Genomic DNA, 18,950 nt, shown 5'->3' with positions numbered 1-18,950 from the left:
AATGCTCCATTTAATTCGGTCTCCCTTTATACCACCGGATAGCGGCCAGGCATAAAGCGGTAACTAGCATGAGTCCGCCCGCGATACTCGCAAAGAGAAGCGGATGATCGGCAAACCCGCTGCCTAGCCAAGCATACAGGAGAATCGCGGGGATTTTGCCGATGGCCGAAGCGGTTGTGTACGTCCAGAATGGAATGGAGGCGACGCCTGCATAAATATTGACGGCCATTTGCGGTATGATGGGCAGTAAGCGCGCGAGCAGGATCGATTGAAAGGGGCGCCTTTCCACCACGGCTGTGAACGTGTGGATAGCTGCGTATTTGCTGAGCAACCGCCTGCCGGGCTCTTGGTACAAGGATCGTACAGCCGCATACAGGATGACGGCCGCTATCGTGGTTCCAAACCACGAAATGGCCGCAGCCCAGACGGTGCCATATGCATACCCGAGAATGGCGATGATGACTTTGTAAGGGGCAACGGGAAATAGGGCAAGCAGGGTTGCCAGCAGGATCATTAGGTAGAGTGGGGGATTTCCTCCCAGCCAGTCTATGATTTCTTGTCTGTATGCAAAAGCCAGCGTCAGTGCTGTTGTATAAATTGCGGGTATGATCCATCTCTTCATGAAGAAACCTCACTTTGCGAAAGTCAACCAGAATAGCACCATGATAGCAAAAAAACAGGAATGCTGCCCACATTTCGGACAGCTAAGCATCTGATCTAGGGTGGAAAAAATTGAATATACAAGCGATTTTTCATATGTTATAATATGTCCAACCGAATAGTTCCCAAAGGGGAGTAGCTTCGAAAGTAAAGTCGTCATTACGGGACTAACCATCCCCGGCTTTATTGGCAACGATTATGTTGTTTAGCCAGACCTTTGCCTGATTTATTTATGAATGAGGTGGAGGTCTATTTTTGCGCCCAAAAAACGCTGTAGACCTTATTAACTAAGGCAACAGCGTTTTTTTTTGGATGGAGGACATCGGTAGGTTAATCTAAAGAACATGAAGAAAGGATGGGAGAAGCATGGATTTGATGTCGATGGAATTTTGGACGGCGCTGCTATCGATTGTCCTCATTGACCTTGTGTTGGCAGGCGATAACGCGATTGTTATCGGGCTTGCCGCTCGTAATGTCCAGAAAGCGGATCAGAAGAAGGTCATCTTGTGGGGCACCGTCGGTGCGATTATCATTCGTATCGTGGCCACCCTCCTCGTTGTACAGCTCTTAATGATCCCTGGCTTACGCTTGATCGGTGGGTTTGCTCTGTTGTGGATTGCCTACAAGTTGATAGTGGATGAGAAGCAGCATGAAATTTCCGCTGGCAACCAGATGTGGGCGGCAATCCGTACGATTATTATTGCGGACGCGATGATGGGACTGGATAACGTGCTTGCTGTAGCTGGCGCTGCTGGGGAAAGCTTCATGCTGGTTATTATCGGACTTGCGATTTCGGTTCCAATTATGGTGTGGGGCAGTACCATTATCCTGAAGTTGACGGATCGCTTTCCAATCATCATCACGATCGGTGCTGCGGTGTTAGCCTGGACCGCATCGAAGATGATTGTGGAAGAGCCGATGATTCACAGCTGGTTTGCCAATGGCGTTCTGAAGTACGGTTTTGAAATTCTCGTTATCGCCATCATCATCAGTCTTGGAACTTGGATGAAGAAGAAGAATGATCAAAAAGCGAAGAGCAACCCGGTACAGGTAAAGATGGTCGACTAGATTAGACTTTGTCTTTAGCTCAAAGTAAACGGTATAATGTCTTCATGAACGAAGAGAGCGCCCAAAGCCCTTTTCGCATGAGGAGGGGTAATACATGGAATTTACGGAAAAATCCGTAGAAGAACGGATTGCGGAGTCGTACCGCCAGGACGAGGATATGATGATCCTCGTGTTTGCCCAGTGGTGTGTGAATCACGGACTGGACCCAGCGGAACTGTACCGTAAGGCATATCCGAATCAACCGGACAATGAGCGGCTGGCACGGGTGCTGGAATTAACGGTGCCCAAGGAAGAAGCTGGTGAAATACCGGATCAGACACTGCTTGGTGTCCTGTCGTTATTCGGAAATGAAGACTTGGCTATCGTTGTAGCCGAGGCAGCGGCCACGCTAGGCCCTGATAAGAAGTAAATGTCGAATCATGGCATACTTACATGTGATCCAAGAAAGAAGCGGGTCGAACAAGGAAAAACCTTGGTCGACCCGCTTTTTTATCGCACAGATGACACGGCTCAATTTGACGTTCGGCTGGCCATGCGGAATTGTTTAGGCGAAACGCCGAATCGGGAGCGAAAAACGCGGTGAAAATAAGTATAATTGGCAAAGCCGGACGTTTCGGCGACATCCTCCAGCGATAGAGGGCTGAACACAATTCGTTCCTTGGCCATGCTCAGGCGAACGTCCATGGTGTATTGCATGATGGTGGTGCCAAACGCTTCTTTGAACAGATGGACTGCCCGGGAGACACTAATGCCGACATGGGCCGCGACATCCTCCAGCTTGAACATCGAGGAGGCATTCTCTTCAATGTAATTTTTCATGCGGTAAGCTAAATACGTCTTGGGCGTGGTCGATGGCTGCTCCGATAACAGGCGGTCCACTTCGAGGCACAGAATCCGTACCGTGTAATCCGAAATCTCCGGATAAGGATCCGATACACGACGCTGCTCCAGCAGAATTTGCCGAAACAGACTCAGGTAACGCTCTTCCAGTGGAACCCGAATTTTGGTTGGGCGTTTCTTGGAATTCCACCACGCATCAGCCCATGGCCCCTTAAAGAAAATATGGTAATCTCCGCTTTCGATGGTTAACTCACCCAAAGCGTTATATTCGTCATCTATTCGTAGTTCATAAGGTTGTCCTGGCGTGAAGATTAACAGATCCCCTGCCTCAACGAGTGACAGCTTGTCATCAATTTTGGCACGGCATTTGCCGTCGGTCTGCCATCGCATCAAGTAGGTATCGAATCCGTCAGCCAGGGACATCTTGAAAGGTTTACGATGAAATGAGAAATCCGCTGCTACGACTTGGTTGGAAAGATTTGAATCCATTGCTAAAGTCCCCTTTGAAGAATAAGAAAATAATGACCAGATTGTTCATGTTTTAATCATATTCTTCATTTTAAACGAAAGCATAAAAGAATACCATTGTACTAGTCCGAGCACATCTAAACACTCAAGGAGTGACAGCGATGAAAAAAATGAAAGCAGGTATAATTGGCTGCGGAACCATCAGCGGCGTATACTTCACGAACTTAAAGAACAGCCCTTGGGTTGAAGTCGTGGCATGTGCTGACCTTATTCCGGACAACGCAAAGAAAAAGGCCGAAGAGTTCAACATCCCGAACGTGTATACCGTCCAGGAGATGCTTGCACTGACTGACATTGAGTTTATTATTAATCTGACCATTCCGGCCAGCCACGCCAATGTGGATATCGCCTCCCTGGAAGCAGGGAAGCATGTGTACAGTGAAAAGCCGCTGGCGATTACCCTTGATGAAGCTCGCCGTGTGCTAAATATGGCAGATCAAAAAGGACTTCGCGTCGGCTGCGCACCCGATACGTTTTTGGGCTCCGGCGTACAGACGGCTAAAGCCGCTATTGAATCCGGGCTGATCGGCAGACCTGTTGCCGCAACGGCGTTTATGATGGGTTCAGGACCGGAAGCTTGGCATCCCAATCCTGAATTTTTTTACACGTCGGGTGGAGGTCCAATGATGGATATGGGTCCTTATTATGTATCGGCCCTGATAGAACTGCTTGGTCCTGCAAGCCGGATCAGCGCATCCACAGGCATCCAGATTCCAGACCGCGCCATCAGCTCTGGCCCGCGCCAAGGACAACCGATTACGGTTCAGACCCCAACGCATTTGGCAGGGACGCTGGATTTTGAGAACGGTGCCATTGCAACCATGATTACTAGTTTTGATATCTTTGGCGGATCGAATCTGCCTTGGATGGAAATCTATGGCACGCAGGGAAGCCTGAGTCTCGGGGATCCGAACTTTTTTAACGGCGAAGTGAAGCTCCGGAAGCACGGCTCTGATGAATGGGAGCTGCTTGACCCTGCATTTGAATGCGGGAAGAACGAGCGGGGGCTCGGTATCAACGATATGATCCAATCGATTCATGAGCAGAAGGACCATCGCGTCAGTGCCCGTCTGGCATACCACGTGCTGGAAATTATGCAGTCGTTCCAGCAGTCTTCGCTGGAGGGCAGACATATCGTCCTGCAAAGCACATACCGTTACGGCAAACTTCCGGCGCCGCAGCAGGCAAACATGGCGGAGTAGCGACTGGCAGCCCGGTTCATATTCTTGTACACTGGTTATGAACGACATGCAAACCAGCTTCTGACGGATCTGACAGGATGATGAATTCTTGGCAAGGATCCGCATGAAAGCGTTGCACTAATATTTGGAGAGTTTCCATAATGATCAAATGCCTATGGGGAGGAAATGGACATGTCGAAAACATTGAAGATCGGAATTATCGGTTGCGGGGGAATCGCCAATGGCAAGCATATGCCGAGCTTGAAGAAGCAGGCGCAGGCCGAATTGGTAGCTTTTTGCGACATCGTGGAAGAGCGCGCACAGAAGGCGGCAACCGAATACGGGGTTGAAGGCGCAAAAGTATACACGGATTTCAGAGAATTGCTGCAAGACGGCAGCATCGATGTCATTCATGTGTGTACGCCGAACGATTCGCACTCCGAGATTACGGTTGCATCTTTGGAAGCAGGCAAGCATGTCATGTGCGAAAAGCCAATGGCGAAAACCGTTTCCGAAGCCAAAGCCATGCTGGACGCCGCTAAACGTACAGGAAAAAAACTTACCATCGGTTATAATAACCGTTTCCGGGATGATAGCATGTATCTGAAAGAGGTCTGTGAGGAAGGCGAGCTGGGCGAGATCTACTACGGTAAAGCGCTGGCAGTTCGCCGCCGTGCCGTTCCGACCTGGGGCGTATTCCTTGACGAAGAGAAGCAAGGCGGAGGTCCGTTGATCGATATCGGTACCCATGCACTGGACTTAACATTGTGGTTGATGGACAACTACAAGCCGAAGAGCGTGCTTGGATCCACGTTCCATAAACTGGGTCAACGCGAGAATGCGGCGAATGCGTTCGGTCCTTGGGATCCGAAGGAGTTCAAGGTAGAGGATTCGGCATTCGGGTTCATCACGATGGAGAACGGCGCAACGATTATTCTGGAATCCAGCTGGGCTCTTAACGTCGTTGAGACGGGCGAAGCCAAAGCCGTCCTTGCGGGTACGGAAGGCGGAGCTGACATGAAGGACGGTTTGCGTATTAACGGCGAGAAAATGAGCAGATTGTATGAAACCCATGTGGATTTGAATGCTGGTGGCGTCGCGTTCTATTCCGGTTCCAAGGAAAATGATGCGGACCGCGAAGCCAGAATGTGGCTGGAAGCCATTATTGAGGATAAGGATCCAGTGGTTAAGCCGGAGCAAGCGTTTGTTGTAACGCAAATTCTGGAAGCGATCTATGAATCGGCGAAGACCGGAAAAGCGGTTTATTTCGATAACTAAATCTTACAACATTACTAATATTAAGATAAACCAGGAGGTATACAATGAAATTAGGCGTATTTATGGTATTGCTGAGCGGACGTAAATTGGAGGATGCTTTGGACTATGTGGCATCCAAGGGGCTTAAAGCGGTTGAGATCGGAACCGGCGGTTATCCGGGAAATGCGCATTGCAACCCGGTCGAGCTGCTGGAGAATGAAACCGCGCTGAAAAACTTCAAAAATGCGGTGGAATCCCGTGGGTTGATGATTAGCGCATTGAGCTGCCACGGCAATCCGCTTCATCCGCAAAAAGCAATCGCGAAAGAGTTTCATGACACATACGTAAAAACCGTAGAACTTGCCGAGAAGCTTGAAGTACCTGTCGTTAACACATTCTCCGGCTGCCCAGGCGACCATGAGGATGCCAAATACCCGAACTGGCCCGTTGCGCCTTGGCCTAACGACTACCAAGAGATTCTGACTTGGCAGTGGGATAACAAAGTCATTCCTTACTGGACCGAGTGGGGTAAATTTGCTGCAGACCGCAATGTCAAAATCGGCCTCGAATTGCACGGTGGCTTCTCCGTTCATACGCCAGGCACGCTGCTCCGCTTGCGTGAAGCTGCAGGCGAAGTGATTGGGGCCAACCTGGATCCGAGCCATATGTGGTGGCAAGGGATTGATCCTGTACAAGCGATTCAAATTTTGGGCCGTGAAGGGGCAATCCACCATTTCCATGCGAAGGATACAAGCATTGACCCGATCAACGTGAACAAGCACGGTCTGACCGATATGCAGTCTTATGCCAACATGCTCGATCGCGCTTGGCAGTTCCGCAGCGTAGGCTATGGACATGATGTGAAGGAATGGGCGGATATGATGAGTGCCCTTCGTCTGGTTGGATATGATTATGTCGTAAGTATTGAACATGAAGATGGATTGATGTCCATCGAAGAAGGCTTCTCCAAAGCGGTGCAAAACCTTCAGCAAGTGCTGATCGAAGAGCCGCTTGGGGACATGTGGTGGGTCTAACAGCGTAGAGTAAGCCGAATAAGCAATTAGGGGGAACAGCAACATGCTTAACGTAACCATTTGGAATGAATTCGTACACGAGAAAATCCATGACGAGGTTCGGAGCGTTTACCCGACAGGGATTCATACAGCTTTGGCGGAGGGTCTGCAAAATCCGGATTTCGTCATCAGAACGGCAACGCTCGATCAGCCGGAGCATGGATTGACGGACGATGTACTGGATTCAACCGATGTGCTGTTGTGGTGGGGGCATATGGCCCATGACCAGGTTCATGATGAAATCGTAAGCAAGGTCGTTAAACGCGTACAGGATGGGATGGGGCTGATCGTTCTTCATTCCGGACATTTTTCCAAGCCGTTCAAAGCGTTAATGGGTACGAGCTGCGATTTGAAATGGCGCGAAGCAGGGGAACAGGAAATTATTTGGAGCGTGAATCCAACACATCCGATCGCGGCGGGAATTACAGGTCCGATCATCATCGAGCACGAGGAAATGTACGGGGAATTCTTCGATATTCCAGCCCCAGATGAGCTGGTATTTGTCAGCAATTTTGAAGGCGGCGAAGTATTCCGCAGCGGTTGCACGTTCAAGCGCGGTCATGGGAACATTTTCTACTTCCGTCCGGGGCATGAGACCTATCCAACCTACTACAACCCCGAAGTGCTGAAAGTGATCACCAATGCGATTAACTGGGCTTATTCCACGGCAGGCAAGCAAACCTTTGGCAACAGTCAGCCGGTTCGTGCGCTTCCCGTTTTAGTCTAAGCTATGAGCAGCGTTTTTTAAGAAGCAATGAGTCTACGAGTCGTTCAGGGTGTAGTCCTTGAGCGGCTCGTTTTTATCGTTAGCGGTGAAGGTTCACGGAAATATTTTTGCCGTCTAGGGATAGAATATACCAAAGTATGGGGTATTGTATGATATACAAGAAGGGGGGCTGTACACATGAGTGAAGTACAAAGCGCACCTGTAGATCCCGCAACCATCGCCATATGCCAGGCCAAGCTTGCCCATCAATCCGTTGAGGGCTTCTTGCTGGGGAGAGGAGTCCGCTTCGCCAAAATTATGTTTATTGGGGAAGCACCCGGCGCCCATGAAGTTCTGGAAGGCTTACCTTTTGTAGGGCAGGCCGGACAAGAGATGAATGCCTACCTGGAACGCCTGAACCTGACCCGGGAGCAAGTGTATATTACCAGTGCCATGAGAAGCAGGCCTTATAAAGAAAAGGTAATTGTAAGGTCCACGGGCGAGAGTGTCATCAGCCGTTCCAATCGCACACCAACGAAGGCGGAAATATTGGCCCATGCGCCTTTGCTTGATGAAGAGATCCGATGGGTCCGTCCGCACATTATCGCACCCATGGGAAATACGGCGCTGCACCGTTTAATCGGAAGCCATGAAACGGTGACATCGCTGCACGGCAAACTGATGGAGGGGCCGGTCCAGCAAGCAGCTGATCCGGAAAATCCAGATAGGGGTTATATGTTCTCGGCGGAAACCTATAAGATATTCCCTCTATTCCATCCTGCGGCCGTACTGTATAATAGGAAATTAACCACTTGGATCGAGGAAGATTTGGATATTTTGGCTCGTATATTATGGGATAAGCGCTGATTTTATGGGAAAAAGGGGCTAGGTGGTTTTCAGTTTCTCGGAAATGTGCTAAAATGAAACATACTTACAATTCGTAAGTTTTCTAGATTTTTGATGAAGCTTATGAATTTCTATAAACAAGGTGACTTCGTAAAGAGGTGAAGGGATATGGAAGTTACAAATGTTACGATGTGTCCCCGTTTTGAATCTGCATTTTCTTTTCTGGGCAAACGGTGGAACGGTTTGATTATTCAAACGTTGATGAGCGGGCCGAAGCGCTTTAAGGATATTTCGAATTTGATTCCGTCCATGAGCGACAAAATGCTCTCCGAGCGGATGAAGGATTTGGAATGCGAAGGCATTTTGATTCGTCATGTTTATCCGGAAACACCGGTACGTATTGAATATGAACTGACTGAAAAAGGCAAGGCACTTCGTCCGGTGATGGAACAAATTTCATTCTGGGCAGAACAATGGGTCGAAAGATGAGTCATCTTAAGATTCCCCTTGATGATTAAACCCTGGCATGAGACATCCTCATTTCAGGGTTTTTTTTCTAAATGGAAGTATGATGCCTGTTTCTTTACGGCAAGAATAGGTGGACATGCACCAAGCGGACGCAGCTGCTATATGATGTAAATACCGAGAGCGGCATATGAAGGAGGCGAGCCCATGACCAAGCGAACGTATATCTCCCGTTTCCATTATGGACAAGAGGACATCTCAGAACTTGAAAACGCTTCATTAAAAGTGCTTCATATTTTTGAGAAGACCAAGCGGATGCTGAGCCAGTATGTGCCGGATTCCCTGTGGTTAGCTGTGTCTGGAACAAGCCCGGAATCTGCTGAATCCGTTAGCCATAGCGGTGCCGATGCTGTTGATATATTTCAAAAATGGGTCAAAGCCCCCGGCGGATGGAAGTTCATTGGTTATGAAACCGATCGATTTCATGTGTCCACCGGGCAGAATATAGGACGAACGGGTAGATTTCTGCAGATGATCATCTGGTCACTCTATGAGAAAATCGTAATGCTGCATCCCTTCCTTGGCAGCGAGCCGTTTTTTGACGGGGAAGAGCTGGATGTGATCGCAAATTATTTTGCGCCTACGTATATCAGCGCCGTACCGTTGGTGGAACAAGGAAAAGCCTTTAAGACTATTCAGGCGGACATCGTTCTGTATCAGGAGCATATCCAGGCACCTGCCGTCATTATGCAATCGGATCGAGGCTTATTGGAGGGGAACTGGATGACCGGGGTGAACCTGGACGCGAAGGGATTTGCCGGAATTCGCCCTTATTTGAAAGTTCCTAGCGGTGAACGAGCCTTTATGGAAGCCGAGATTATATAGAGAGCATGCCTCCTCGTAACCTTGTTCGATGCGGACAGGGTTATTTGGTATTTTTGTTTAAAATTTTAATGATTTATGTGAAATATATCACAAAAATTAATGCGATCAGACGATATAATTTATGTGAAAGCAACGGAATACCAGGATCTAGATAAACGTGTTGGGGAGGAATCAATCGATGTCCAATATAAAGAGAGAAAAGTTAGTTGTCATTGGCAACGGGATTGCCGGGATTAGTACGGTCGAGCAAATCATTAAATTGGGTGGGAATTTTGACATCACCGTCATTGGACAGGAGCCTCATCCGAATTATAACCGCATTATGCTGTCTTATGTGTTGGAAGGCAGCAAAACATTGGATGACATTGTATTGAATGATTGGAAATGGTACGAAGATAACCATATCACTCTGCACACAGATGCCACTGTAACTGCCATCGATGGGGAACGCAAGGTCGTTACCACCGACAACGGATTGACGGTGCCTTATGACAAAGTCATGATAGCAACGGGCTCGAAGCCCTTTATTTTACCCGTACCGGGCAGTGACAAAGAAGGCGTTATCGGTTTCCGAAACATTGCCGATTGCACGCAGATGCTTCAAGCCGCAAAGGCGTACAAGAAAGCGGCTGTCATTGGCGGGGGACTTCTGGGTCTGGAAGCTGCCAAAGGATTGGTCAGCCTGGGCATGGAGGTGACGGTGGTTCATCTTATGCAGGATTTGATGGAGAGCCAGTTGGATTCGATGGCATCCGACATGCTGAAAAGGGAGCTTGAACAGCAGGGTATCAACTTCTTATTAGGCAAACAAACAACCGAAATATTGGGAGATACCAGAGTCACGGGACTCCGGTTCAAGGATGGGGATGAGCTTGATGCCGACCTGGTGGTCATGGCAGTGGGCATCAGAGCGAACACTGAGATCGCTAAAGCGAGCGGGATCGAAGTGAACCGGGGAATCGTCGTCAATGATTATCTTCAGACTTCCTGGCCGGATGTGTATGCGGTTGGCGAATGCTGCGAGCATCGGGGCGCATGCTATGGCCTGGTTGCACCGTTGTTCGAACAGGGACAGGTACTGGCGAAGCATTTATGCGGAGTGGAAGGCAAGCCTTACGAGGGAAGCATTGTATCGACCAAGTTGAAAATCAGCGGTGTGGATGTATTCTCTGCCGGCGAGTTCATGGAGCAAGCCGAGCACGCGGTGATCACCGCGAAAGATGATTGGCGCAAGACCTATAAGAAAATATTAATTCGCGACAATATCATCGTTGGGGCGATATTGTTCGGAGATGTGAGCGATTCGGCAAGCCTTCAATCCATGATTCGGAAAAAGACAGCCATGACGGATGAGATTTACGATTCGATCATGGGTACGGACAGCGCAGGAACAGGAAACGGCAAGGCATTTTCGCTGGAGAAGATGCCCGATGATGAAATCGTGTGCGGCTGCAACGGCGTAACCAAAAAAGCCATTGTGGATGCCATTACTCTCCAAGGTTTTACGACAGTGGATGAGATCAAAGCTTGCACAGGAGCTACCCGCTCGTGTGGCGGCTGTAAACCTGTCGTGGAGCAAATACTCCAGAGCGTATTGGGCGATGGCTTTAAGACGGCAGGCAAACAAGGCATATGCCCGTGCACAACCCTTGATCGGGACGAGATTGTCGCCGAAATCCGTGCCAAAGGACTCAAGACAACGAAAGAAGTCATGCATGTTCTGAACTTCAGCAATCCGGAAGGCTGCTCGAAATGCCGCCCGGCCATTCATTATTATCTGGCGATGCTGAACCCGGTAACCCATCAAGAGGAGAGGGAATCCCGTTTTGTCAACGAACGGATGAACGCCAACATTCAGAAAGACGGCACGTACACGGTCGTCCCAAGAATGTATGGCGGTGTTACCACACCGGAGGACTTGAAGAAAATCGCGGATGTATCGCTTAAATATAATGTGAAGGTCGTAAAGGTTACCGGCGGACAGCGTCTGGACCTCATCGGTGTTAAGAAGGAAGATCTACCGAGTGTTTGGGAAGAGCTGGATATGCCGTCGGGTTATGCTTATGCCAAATCGCTGCGCACCGTGAAGACCTGCGTAGGTTCCCAATTTTGCCGTTTCGGTACGCAGGATTCGATGGGCATGGGGGCATTCCTCGAGGAAAAATTCGAAAGACTGGATTTCCCGGCGAAATTTAAATTGGCAGTCAACGGGTGTCCGCGAAACTGTGCCGAGTCGTGCACGAAAGACATCGGGATCGTAGGCAATGACGGTGGATGGGAAATATTCGTTGGAGGCAACGGCGGAACGAAGGCACGTCTGGCTGATTCGTTCTGCAAAGTGAAAACGGATGAAGAGCTGGTCGAAATCGTCGGAGCCTTGATGCAGTATTACCGTGAAACCGGCAAGTACCTGGAGAGAACATCGGAGTGGGTAGAGCGCTTGGGACTGGAACATATCCGAGCGGTTATCCTGAACGATACCAAGCAGCGTAAGGAACTGGTGGAGAGAATCGAGCTTGCCTTGCAGCAAGTCGAGGATCCGTGGAAGAAAGTGCTGAACGACGAGAAGCTGCGCAGTACGTTATTTGAGGATGCAAAACCGGTCAGCAGCAAATAAAAGAGGGAGGAATCTACTTCCTCTTGCCGCCTGATCATGGAGAGCTTTTCGCAGTATGGATGGGGATAGAAAAGAGAAGTGGAGGTCGAATGTTATGGAAACCGGAAAATTTATTACGGTAGGGAATGAAAATGATTTTTTGTCACAGCTCGGAAGGGTGGTCCAACTTGGTGATCGGGAGATTGCCGTCTTCCGGACTTCGGATCATCAATGGTTTGCGCTGGACAATCAAAGCCCTCATCCCAAAGGTGGGCCACTCTCGGAAGCCATCGTTTCCGGGCACTACATCTACGATCCGTTATACGATTGGAAAATCGAGCTTTCAACCGGGCTCGTACAGGCTCCGGATAAGGGTCAGGTTCGTGTATACCCGATTCGCGCCGTGGACGGAAAGGTTGAGGTGGGTGTTTAAGGCCAGCAATCGCATTATAAACAGACGAAATCAAGGGGTGGTATCCCATGTTTAAAACAGATGTGGAAGCCGTTGTTAATACCGCCGTCGGTAAAAAAGAGCAGATGAATCATAATCTGCTGCGCTATATGGTATCGGCTATGCTGGCCGGCGCGTATGTTGGCATAGGGATTGTATTAATCTTTAAGCTGGGGGCGCCGCTCGCAGCTGCCGGTTCACCCTTCCAATCCCTCGTCATGGGAGCTGCATTCGGGATCGCGCTCACGTTGGTGGTATTCGCCGGGTCAGAGCTGTTTACCGGAAATCACATGTTTTTTACGATAAGCACATTATCCGGACGAACGACGATGGGGGATACGCTGAAAAACTGGGTACTCGTGTTTATCGGCAATCTGGCTGGAGCGATTCTGCTCAGCTATCTGGTGTATGCTTCCGGCCTGTTCAATGGCCTGCCACCGGACCACCTCATCTTCACGGCTGCCGCCAAGAAAATGAATGATCCGTTTATGGAGCTTTTCTTCAGAGGCATCTTGTGTAACTGGCTTGTCTGTCTGGCCTTGTGGATGGGAATTCGGGCCAAGGGAGAAACGACAAAGCTGATCTTAATATGGTGGTGTCTGTTTGCCTTCATTGCAACAGGGTACGAGCATAGCGTAGCTAATATGACACTTCTGACACTCGCGACGATTTTACCGGGGCATCCCGAGACCATTTCCATCAGCGGATGGATCAGCAACATGGTGCCGGTCACGCTGGGGAACATCCTTGGCGGCGGATTGTTTGTAGGGATGGCTTATTGGTTTATCTCATCGGGAAAAGGGAGCAAACAAAAGTAGGTTTTGTAGGCGACATCGAAGAGAAGGAGCAGTTCCGTAAGCCGGTTTGCTCACTTGATAGAAAGCCGAAAAGAAGCGGTCGTCCCAAAAGTAGATTTGGTTGCTTGACGTACGGCTCATAAACATAAAGTGTGTCAAATAAAGCCATGGCGGTGCTCAGGATGTTATTCTCACACCGCGATGGCTTCTGTTTTGATCATTGGCCGCCTTCTTGAGCAAATCAGCCATCTTGGGATGGTAGCTGTCTCGACCGCCGCCGGGTTTGGCACTCGCAAAGATTCGGTCGTCTGGCAGGTAGAGTGGGTCCATGGTATATTGAATGTACAAAAGAAACCGTTCCTTTCGTAAATGGTTTGGGTCGCACCTCCATTTTACCAAAGAACGGTTTCTTTGCGTCTAAAAAAGTAAGCAATCTGCACGGCGTAGCGGAGGAGGAACGATTCGTACATGAAGCGTCTTCCAACAGTAAGAACGGGCCCCCCGCAAGATCTAAGATCTTTTGGGGCATCCGTTTTTTAGATATGACAGCGTGTAATGGAGAACTGTGCACATTAGCAATCCATGAGAAACCGGACATGCTGTTGGACGATAAAATGTAGACATAAAGGAGGTTGCATATGGAACGTGTAATCTTGATGATAAATGTGCAAGAAAACTAAGGAGGAGAGTTAGCCGTATGGGAAAGATCGTTTTTGCATTGAACCAGTCTCTGGACGGGTTCGTCGACTTCACAGAATCTATGCCTGACCCCGTGCTATTCCGTCATTTCATCGACGACGTGCGCAGCCTGGCGGGCTGCGTATACGGGCGCCGCATGTACGAGAGCATGCGTTATTGGGACGAAGACCTTTTGGAATGGGATGCGTCGCAACGGGAATATGCAGCGGCGTGGCAAAGCAAGCCGAAGTGGGGGGTGTCGAGGACGTTAAAGTCCGTCGGGCCGAATGCTTCTCTGATCGAGGGCGACTTGGCAGCGGCGATACATGAGCTGAAGGCACAGCATGAAGGAGAGATTGAAGTTGCCGGGCCGGAGTTGGCGCATAGTCTAACGGAGCTCGGCCTAGTTGATGAGTATCGACTCTATCTCCATCCAGTCGTGCTGGGTCAAGGTAAGCCATTCTTCGCCGGTCCGCGGCCGCCGCTGCGCCTCGTGGCAAGCGATCGAATTGGCGAGAAGGTGATCAGGTTGACCTACGTTCCAGCTTAGTTGTGCGGTTGACCCAGCGGCCTAAAGGGCACATTACTTTAATAGGGATTCTCCGGCTGTAGCGGCAGTCAGAGGATCCCTTATTCTTTAAAATTTGTTCAGTTATAACGAAATGACATAGTTATTTATGGAATTGACGATTGACCTAACGGAGAACGATAGCTTAATAAACCGCCATTTCACCGAGGCGGTTTTCTTCTGGTTAAATATCAACATTAGAATTAAACATAACCAAAAGAAAAGCCGTCCCTTCAGTTCAATGACTGAACAGGACAGCTGTGTGTACCTTGTCTTCCAAATCCTTTACCGATGTTCCACCAGGTCAATCGCACCTAGCACAATATGAGCCAGTCCGAAGCCGAGAATACCGGTTGCGGCAAGTTTATACTTGCTGCCAAGCAGAGCGGCACCCGAAGCAGAAACCACAGTTCCAAGAACAGCAGGAATCAAACCTTCACGCATGCTGAGCACTCCCTTACATTATGGTTTGGAAAGACAAGGTTTATTGTAAGCAGATGACTGTATATTATGCACAGCAGGGAGCTGGCCGATTAAATCCGGCAGATTTCGTTCGGACACAGCTCGCAATGGCAGATTTCCTGCAGCATCGGAAGATCTTTAATGACAATCATTCCGCCGGCATATTCGATGGCATCTTTTTTGCGTAAGTCACTCAGCATCCGGTTCACGCTTTCGCGGGTTGCCCCAATCATGTTCGATAGATCGGTGTGGGTAATCTTCTTATTGATGAGAATGGTATCATCCGCTTGATGCTGTCCGTAGGTGTTGCTCAGACGGATCAGTGTCGATGTTAAAGCACCGGGCTTACCGTACATCATGAGATCACGGAATTTGGTCTGGGTGATGCGATGGTGAATGCCCATCCACTTCATAAAATCAATGGCAAAGTCGCAATGCTGACAGATCAGCAGCTCCAGATCCTTGTGCTCAATGACACCGACAACGCTATCTTCCAGCACCTCTGCCGAGAAACTGTGATTGTTGCTGAAGAATGGATCGGCTTGCCCGACCATGTCTCCTGGATGGTACATATATAGAATAAGCTCTTTGCCCTCATCAGTCGATTTAGTTAATTTAATTCTTCCTTGTTTAACGTAGTACAGCTTGTCGGCGAAGTCACCTTCCCAGAACAAATGCGATCCTTCAGGGAGTACCCTTTCCTTCATGCTGACCAGCAGACGGTTGCGGTTTTGTTCCGAGAAGCACTGGGTGTTCCCTAAGTTTTCGATTTCCATTACATGGTCTACAGTAGTATTCATGTTGGTATCCCCTAACATCCTAAAATTTGATCTGTTTAATCTTTAAATACATTATAACGTGAAAACATTCACTTTTGGGGGAGAATAAGAGTGAAATCGTGGCGAATTTTCAAACTTTGTGATCTCTTTCACTTAGAAGGAGGGGAGGACAGGTATAAATCACACAGAAAATATAAATCATTATATTGTGAAATATTTCACATGAATTTGAGAACGGCTGTGTTACGATCAAAGCGTAGACAAGAAAGAAACATGAACCATGGGAGGATGAGAGATATGGCTGTGAGCAAAGGAACGGTTGAAGTTAAAGGACAAACAGCATCGGAGTACATTCAAGGGCTGATTGACAAGGCGAATCGAGCCAAAGAAAAGTTTATGGAATTGAATCAGGAGCAGGTCGACGGGATTGTACAGGCGATGGCCATGGCGGGCCTTGAGAAGCACATGCAACTGGCGAAGATGGCGGTTGAGGAAACGGGACGCGGCGTGTACGAAGACAAGATCATCAAGAACCTGTTCGCTACAGAGTATATCCACAACAGCATCAAGTACGACAAAACGGTGGGTATTATTGAAGACAACGCCTATGACAGCTTTCAAAAAATAGCAGAGCCGATCGGGATTATCATGGGGATAACACCGGTAACCAATCCGACCTCCACAACCATATTCAAGGCGCTGATCTCCATTAAAACCAGAAACCCGATCATCTTCGGATTCCATCCATCCGCACAGGCATGCAGCCGGGAAGCTGCGCTGATACTGCTGGATGCCGCCGTGAAACAAGGTGCTCCTGCCGATTGCATCCAGTGGATCGAAGCTCCTTCCATGGATAAAACCAATGCACTCATGAATCATCCTGACGTCGCCTGCATTCTGGCCACGGGCGGTTCGGCGATGGTCAAGGCGGCATACAGCTGCGGCAAGCCGGCCCTCGGCGTAGGACCAGGTAACGTGCCTTGCTTTATAGAGAAGAGTGCGGACCTGGATCAAGCAGTGAACGATTTGATTTTATCGAAGACCTTTGATAACGGCATGATCTGCGCTTCCGAGCAGGCTGTCATTATTGAAGAGCCTATCTATCATACAGTGAAGAAAAAAATGATCGCCAGCGGCTGTTATTTCGTCAACAAGGAAGAGCTGGCGAAACTGACCGCGCATGCGATGGTATCGGAGAAATGTGCGGTTAATCCGTCCATTGTCGGAAAGCCGGCAGCCAAGATTGCCGAGGCTTGCGGTTTCGAGGTACCGGAAAGCACCAAGATTCTGATCGCCGAGCTGGAAGGGGTCGGTCCGGCTTACCCGCTGTCCGCCGAGAAACTGAGTCCGGTTCTGGCCTGCTATAAGGTGAAGGATGCCGAGGAAGGCATAACACGCGCTGAAGAGATGGTTGCTTTTGGCGGCATGGGCCACTCGTCGGTGATCCACTCGCACAATGAGGACATTATTATGAAATTCTCGGATCGGATGAAAACCTGCCGTATCCTGGTGAACCAGCCTTCTTCGCAAGGCGGTATCGGGGATATCTACAACACGAACCTGCCATCGCTGACGCTGGGGTGCGGCTCGTATGGACGTAATTCCACTTCGTCGAACGTGACGGCTGTCAATCTAATCAACGTGAAAAGGGTGAACCGCAGAACCGTGAATATGCAGTGGTTTAAAGTACCGGACAAAATTTACTTTGAAAAAGGCTCCACGCAGTATCTTGCGAAAATGCCGGAAATCACCCGTGTCGCGATCGTTACCGACCCCATGATGGTGAAGCTGGGCTATGTGGAGCGGGTAGAGCATTATCTGCGTCAGCGCAGAGTGCCAGTGGCCATCGAGGTCTTCTCGGAGGTCGAGCCGGATCCTTCAACAACGACAGTAGAACGTGGAACGGAGATGCTTGCTAGGTTCCAGCCGGATTGCATTATCGCCCTCGGCGGCGGATCGCCAATGGATGCAGCGAAAGCGATGTGGCTGTTCTATGAATACCCGGATACGGACTTTAACAATCTGAAGCAAAAATTTATGGATATCCGCAAGCGGGTCTATAAATATCCGAAGCTTGGACGGAAGGCGAAATTCGTTGCCATTCCAACAACGTCGGGAACCGGCTCGGAAGTGACTTCGTTTGCCGTCATCACGGACAAAGGGCTGGGGAATACCAAGTACCCGCTGGCTGACTATGAGCTGACACCGGATGTGGCGATTATCGATCCGGAATTTGTATACACGCTGCCTAAAACAGCGGTAGCCGATACCGGTATGGACGTTCTGACACATGCCATTGAAGCCTACGTATCGGTGATGGCCAGCGATTATACGGATGGGCTTGCCATTAAGGCCATACAGCTGGTGTTCCAATATCTTGAGCAGTCGGCGCTGACCGGTGACAAACTCGCCCGCGAGAAAATGCATAATGCTTCGACGCTTGCCGGCATGGCTTTTGCGAATGCGTTCCTTGGCATCAACCACAGTCTTGCGCATAAGTGGGGCGGCCAGTATCATACGGCACATGGACGCACCAATGCGATCCTGATGCCTCACGTCATCCGTTACAACGCCAAGAAGCCAACTAAATTCGCGGCATGGCCTAAATACACCCACTTTGTGGCAGATGAGAGATATGCTGAAATCGCACGGATTCTCGGGCTGCCCGCAAGAACAACGGAAGAAGGCGTCAACAGTCTGATTGGCGCGATCCGGGAGCTGAACAGCAAGCTCGGTATCGAGGAGTCGTTCCAGCAGCTTGGCATCGATCCTAAAGATTTCGAGAAGAATGTCGAGCATTTGGCGGACCGGGCTTTTGAAGACCAGTGCACAACGAGCAATCCGAAGCTGCCGCTGGTGACAGAGCTCGCAGAAGTTTACCGCAACGCATTCTACGGTCGGTTCTAGATAGAGGATAGCTCTGAATGCCAATCATGAAGATCCGTGAGGATGTTGAGGTAAGTGATGCAAAACCAGACTCAAAGTGATAAAAATCACGGGAAAAGATAACTTTGTGATTAATATCACAGATGCAAGGGATCAACAGGACTACAATAAAGGTGTAGCAAGAAGCTGAATCTCAGGTCTTTGATAAAGAAGCTTGAAGGTAC

The 18,950-nt window shown here is 49.4% G+C and carries 18 protein-coding genes; 14 read left to right on the top strand and 4 right to left on the bottom strand.

Annotated features, from left to right (window positions below):
- Positions 1-10 precede the first annotated feature (10 nt).
- Positions 11-622, bottom strand: coding sequence for a TVP38/TMEM64 family protein (locus tag ABEW73_RS12090; protein ID WP_430170746.1), 612 nt, complete (start codon positions 620-622; stop codon positions 11-13).
- A 404-nt stretch (positions 623-1,026) separates the two neighbouring features.
- Here ABEW73_RS12090 and ABEW73_RS12085 point away from each other — a divergent pair, with 404 nt between their 5' ends.
- Both ABEW73_RS12085 and ABEW73_RS12080 read left to right on the top strand, forming a co-directional pair.
- On the top strand, positions 1,027-1,728 hold the full coding sequence (locus tag ABEW73_RS12085; protein WP_098742919.1) for a TerC family protein: 702 nt from the start codon (positions 1,027-1,029) through the stop codon (positions 1,726-1,728).
- A 94-nt stretch (positions 1,729-1,822) separates the two neighbouring features.
- A complete protein-coding gene (locus tag ABEW73_RS12080) occupies positions 1,823-2,137 on the top strand; it encodes a hypothetical protein (protein ID WP_076320834.1) in 315 nt (104 codons plus the stop codon).
- Positions 2,138-2,238: 101 nt separating this feature from the next.
- On the opposite strand, the gene ABEW73_RS12075 is transcribed toward ABEW73_RS12080, so the two are convergent.
- Positions 2,239-3,057 carry an AraC family transcriptional regulator gene (locus tag ABEW73_RS12075; protein WP_098742920.1) on the bottom strand — a complete coding sequence of 273 codons (819 nt, stop codon included), beginning with the start codon at positions 3,055-3,057 and terminating at the stop codon, positions 2,239-2,241.
- Between the two features lie 140 nt (positions 3,058-3,197).
- Here ABEW73_RS12075 and ABEW73_RS12070 point away from each other — a divergent pair, with 140 nt between their 5' ends.
- The 11 genes from ABEW73_RS12070 (at position 3,198) to ABEW73_RS12020 (ending at position 14,581) form a co-directional block, all read left to right on the top strand.
- Complete coding sequence (locus tag ABEW73_RS12070) at positions 3,198-4,298, top strand: Gfo/Idh/MocA family protein (RefSeq protein WP_430170743.1); 1,101 nt, start codon at positions 3,198-3,200, stop codon at positions 4,296-4,298.
- Between the two features lie 171 nt (positions 4,299-4,469).
- Positions 4,470-5,555 carry a Gfo/Idh/MocA family protein gene (locus tag ABEW73_RS12065; RefSeq protein ID WP_430170741.1) on the top strand — a complete coding sequence of 362 codons (1,086 nt, stop codon included), beginning with the start codon at positions 4,470-4,472 and terminating at the stop codon, positions 5,553-5,555.
- Between the two features lie 44 nt (positions 5,556-5,599).
- On the top strand, positions 5,600-6,568 hold the full coding sequence (locus tag ABEW73_RS12060; protein ID WP_430170740.1) for a sugar phosphate isomerase/epimerase family protein: 969 nt from the start codon (positions 5,600-5,602) through the stop codon (positions 6,566-6,568).
- A 43-nt stretch (positions 6,569-6,611) separates the two neighbouring features.
- Positions 6,612-7,334 (top strand): ThuA domain-containing protein, encoded by a 723-nt coding sequence (locus ABEW73_RS12055; protein WP_430170738.1) that lies wholly within the window; start codon positions 6,612-6,614, stop codon positions 7,332-7,334.
- Between the two features lie 177 nt (positions 7,335-7,511).
- Positions 7,512-8,180: a uracil-DNA glycosylase gene (locus tag ABEW73_RS12050; RefSeq protein ID WP_430170736.1), complete on the top strand. Its 669-nt coding sequence runs from the start codon at positions 7,512-7,514 to the stop codon at positions 8,178-8,180.
- Between the two features lie 147 nt (positions 8,181-8,327).
- Positions 8,328-8,648 carry a winged helix-turn-helix transcriptional regulator gene (locus tag ABEW73_RS12045; RefSeq protein WP_076320841.1) on the top strand — a complete coding sequence of 107 codons (321 nt, stop codon included), beginning with the start codon at positions 8,328-8,330 and terminating at the stop codon, positions 8,646-8,648.
- A gap of 183 nt (positions 8,649-8,831) precedes the next feature.
- A complete protein-coding gene (locus ABEW73_RS12040; RefSeq protein WP_430170735.1) occupies positions 8,832-9,509 on the top strand; it encodes a hypothetical protein in 678 nt (225 codons plus the stop codon).
- A gap of 178 nt (positions 9,510-9,687) precedes the next feature.
- Positions 9,688-12,126, top strand: coding sequence for a nitrite reductase large subunit NirB (gene nirB, locus ABEW73_RS12035; RefSeq protein WP_430170734.1), 2,439 nt, complete (start codon positions 9,688-9,690; stop codon positions 12,124-12,126).
- A 94-nt stretch (positions 12,127-12,220) separates the two neighbouring features.
- Entirely contained in the window at positions 12,221-12,538 is a 318-nt protein-coding gene (gene nirD, locus ABEW73_RS12030) for a nitrite reductase small subunit NirD (RefSeq protein ID WP_430170733.1), read from the top strand.
- 47 nt (positions 12,539-12,585) lie between these two features.
- Positions 12,586-13,374, top strand: coding sequence for a formate/nitrite transporter family protein (locus ABEW73_RS12025; protein WP_430170731.1), 789 nt, complete (start codon positions 12,586-12,588; stop codon positions 13,372-13,374).
- A gap of 676 nt (positions 13,375-14,050) precedes the next feature.
- Complete coding sequence (locus ABEW73_RS12020; protein ID WP_430170729.1) at positions 14,051-14,581, top strand: dihydrofolate reductase family protein; 531 nt, start codon at positions 14,051-14,053, stop codon at positions 14,579-14,581.
- 303 nt (positions 14,582-14,884) lie between these two features.
- On the opposite strand, the gene ABEW73_RS12015 is transcribed toward ABEW73_RS12020, so the two are convergent.
- Both ABEW73_RS12015 and ABEW73_RS12010 read right to left on the bottom strand, forming a co-directional pair.
- Positions 14,885-15,043, bottom strand: coding sequence for an asparagine synthase (locus ABEW73_RS12015; RefSeq protein ID WP_071223816.1), 159 nt, complete (start codon positions 15,041-15,043; stop codon positions 14,885-14,887).
- Between the two features lie 89 nt (positions 15,044-15,132).
- Positions 15,133-15,861, bottom strand: coding sequence for a Crp/Fnr family transcriptional regulator (locus ABEW73_RS12010; RefSeq protein ID WP_098742928.1), 729 nt, complete (start codon positions 15,859-15,861; stop codon positions 15,133-15,135).
- A 276-nt stretch (positions 15,862-16,137) separates the two neighbouring features.
- On the opposite strand from ABEW73_RS12010, the gene adhE reads away from it, so the two are divergent.
- Positions 16,138-18,747, top strand: coding sequence for a bifunctional acetaldehyde-CoA/alcohol dehydrogenase (gene adhE, locus ABEW73_RS12005; RefSeq protein ID WP_430170728.1), 2,610 nt, complete (start codon positions 16,138-16,140; stop codon positions 18,745-18,747).
- Positions 18,748-18,950: the final 203 nt, after the last annotated feature.

Source organism: Paenibacillus lautus, assembly GCF_050482385.1.
Lineage (GTDB): Bacteria > Bacillota > Bacilli > Paenibacillales > Paenibacillaceae > Paenibacillus_AQ > Paenibacillus_AQ lautus_B.
The sequence above is the reverse complement of the archived record's forward strand: the minus strand, read 5'-3'. Positions and strand labels throughout refer to the sequence as shown.

Coding starts and splice junctions, on each gene's coding strand:
- ABEW73_RS12090 (WP_430170746.1), bottom strand. CDS start 622: ATGAAGAGATGGATCATACCCGCAATTTATACAACAGCACTGACGCTG.
- ABEW73_RS12085 (WP_098742919.1), top strand. CDS start 1,027: ATGGATTTGATGTCGATGGAATTTTGGACGGCGCTGCTATCGATTGTC.
- ABEW73_RS12080 (WP_076320834.1), top strand. CDS start 1,823: ATGGAATTTACGGAAAAATCCGTAGAAGAACGGATTGCGGAGTCGTAC.
- ABEW73_RS12075 (WP_098742920.1), bottom strand. CDS start 3,057: ATGGATTCAAATCTTTCCAACCAAGTCGTAGCAGCGGATTTCTCATTT.
- ABEW73_RS12070 (WP_430170743.1), top strand. CDS start 3,198: ATGAAAAAAATGAAAGCAGGTATAATTGGCTGCGGAACCATCAGCGGC.
- ABEW73_RS12065 (WP_430170741.1), top strand. CDS start 4,470: ATGTCGAAAACATTGAAGATCGGAATTATCGGTTGCGGGGGAATCGCC.
- ABEW73_RS12060 (WP_430170740.1), top strand. CDS start 5,600: ATGAAATTAGGCGTATTTATGGTATTGCTGAGCGGACGTAAATTGGAG.
- ABEW73_RS12055 (WP_430170738.1), top strand. CDS start 6,612: ATGCTTAACGTAACCATTTGGAATGAATTCGTACACGAGAAAATCCAT.
- ABEW73_RS12050 (WP_430170736.1), top strand. CDS start 7,512: ATGAGTGAAGTACAAAGCGCACCTGTAGATCCCGCAACCATCGCCATA.
- ABEW73_RS12045 (WP_076320841.1), top strand. CDS start 8,328: ATGGAAGTTACAAATGTTACGATGTGTCCCCGTTTTGAATCTGCATTT.
- ABEW73_RS12040 (WP_430170735.1), top strand. CDS start 8,832: ATGACCAAGCGAACGTATATCTCCCGTTTCCATTATGGACAAGAGGAC.
- nirB (WP_430170734.1), top strand. CDS start 9,688: ATGTCCAATATAAAGAGAGAAAAGTTAGTTGTCATTGGCAACGGGATT.
- nirD (WP_430170733.1), top strand. CDS start 12,221: ATGGAAACCGGAAAATTTATTACGGTAGGGAATGAAAATGATTTTTTG.
- ABEW73_RS12025 (WP_430170731.1), top strand. CDS start 12,586: ATGTTTAAAACAGATGTGGAAGCCGTTGTTAATACCGCCGTCGGTAAA.
- ABEW73_RS12020 (WP_430170729.1), top strand. CDS start 14,051: ATGGGAAAGATCGTTTTTGCATTGAACCAGTCTCTGGACGGGTTCGTC.
- ABEW73_RS12015 (WP_071223816.1), bottom strand. CDS start 15,043: ATGCGTGAAGGTTTGATTCCTGCTGTTCTTGGAACTGTGGTTTCTGCT.
- ABEW73_RS12010 (WP_098742928.1), bottom strand. CDS start 15,861: ATGAATACTACTGTAGACCATGTAATGGAAATCGAAAACTTAGGGAAC.
- adhE (WP_430170728.1), top strand. CDS start 16,138: ATGGCTGTGAGCAAAGGAACGGTTGAAGTTAAAGGACAAACAGCATCG.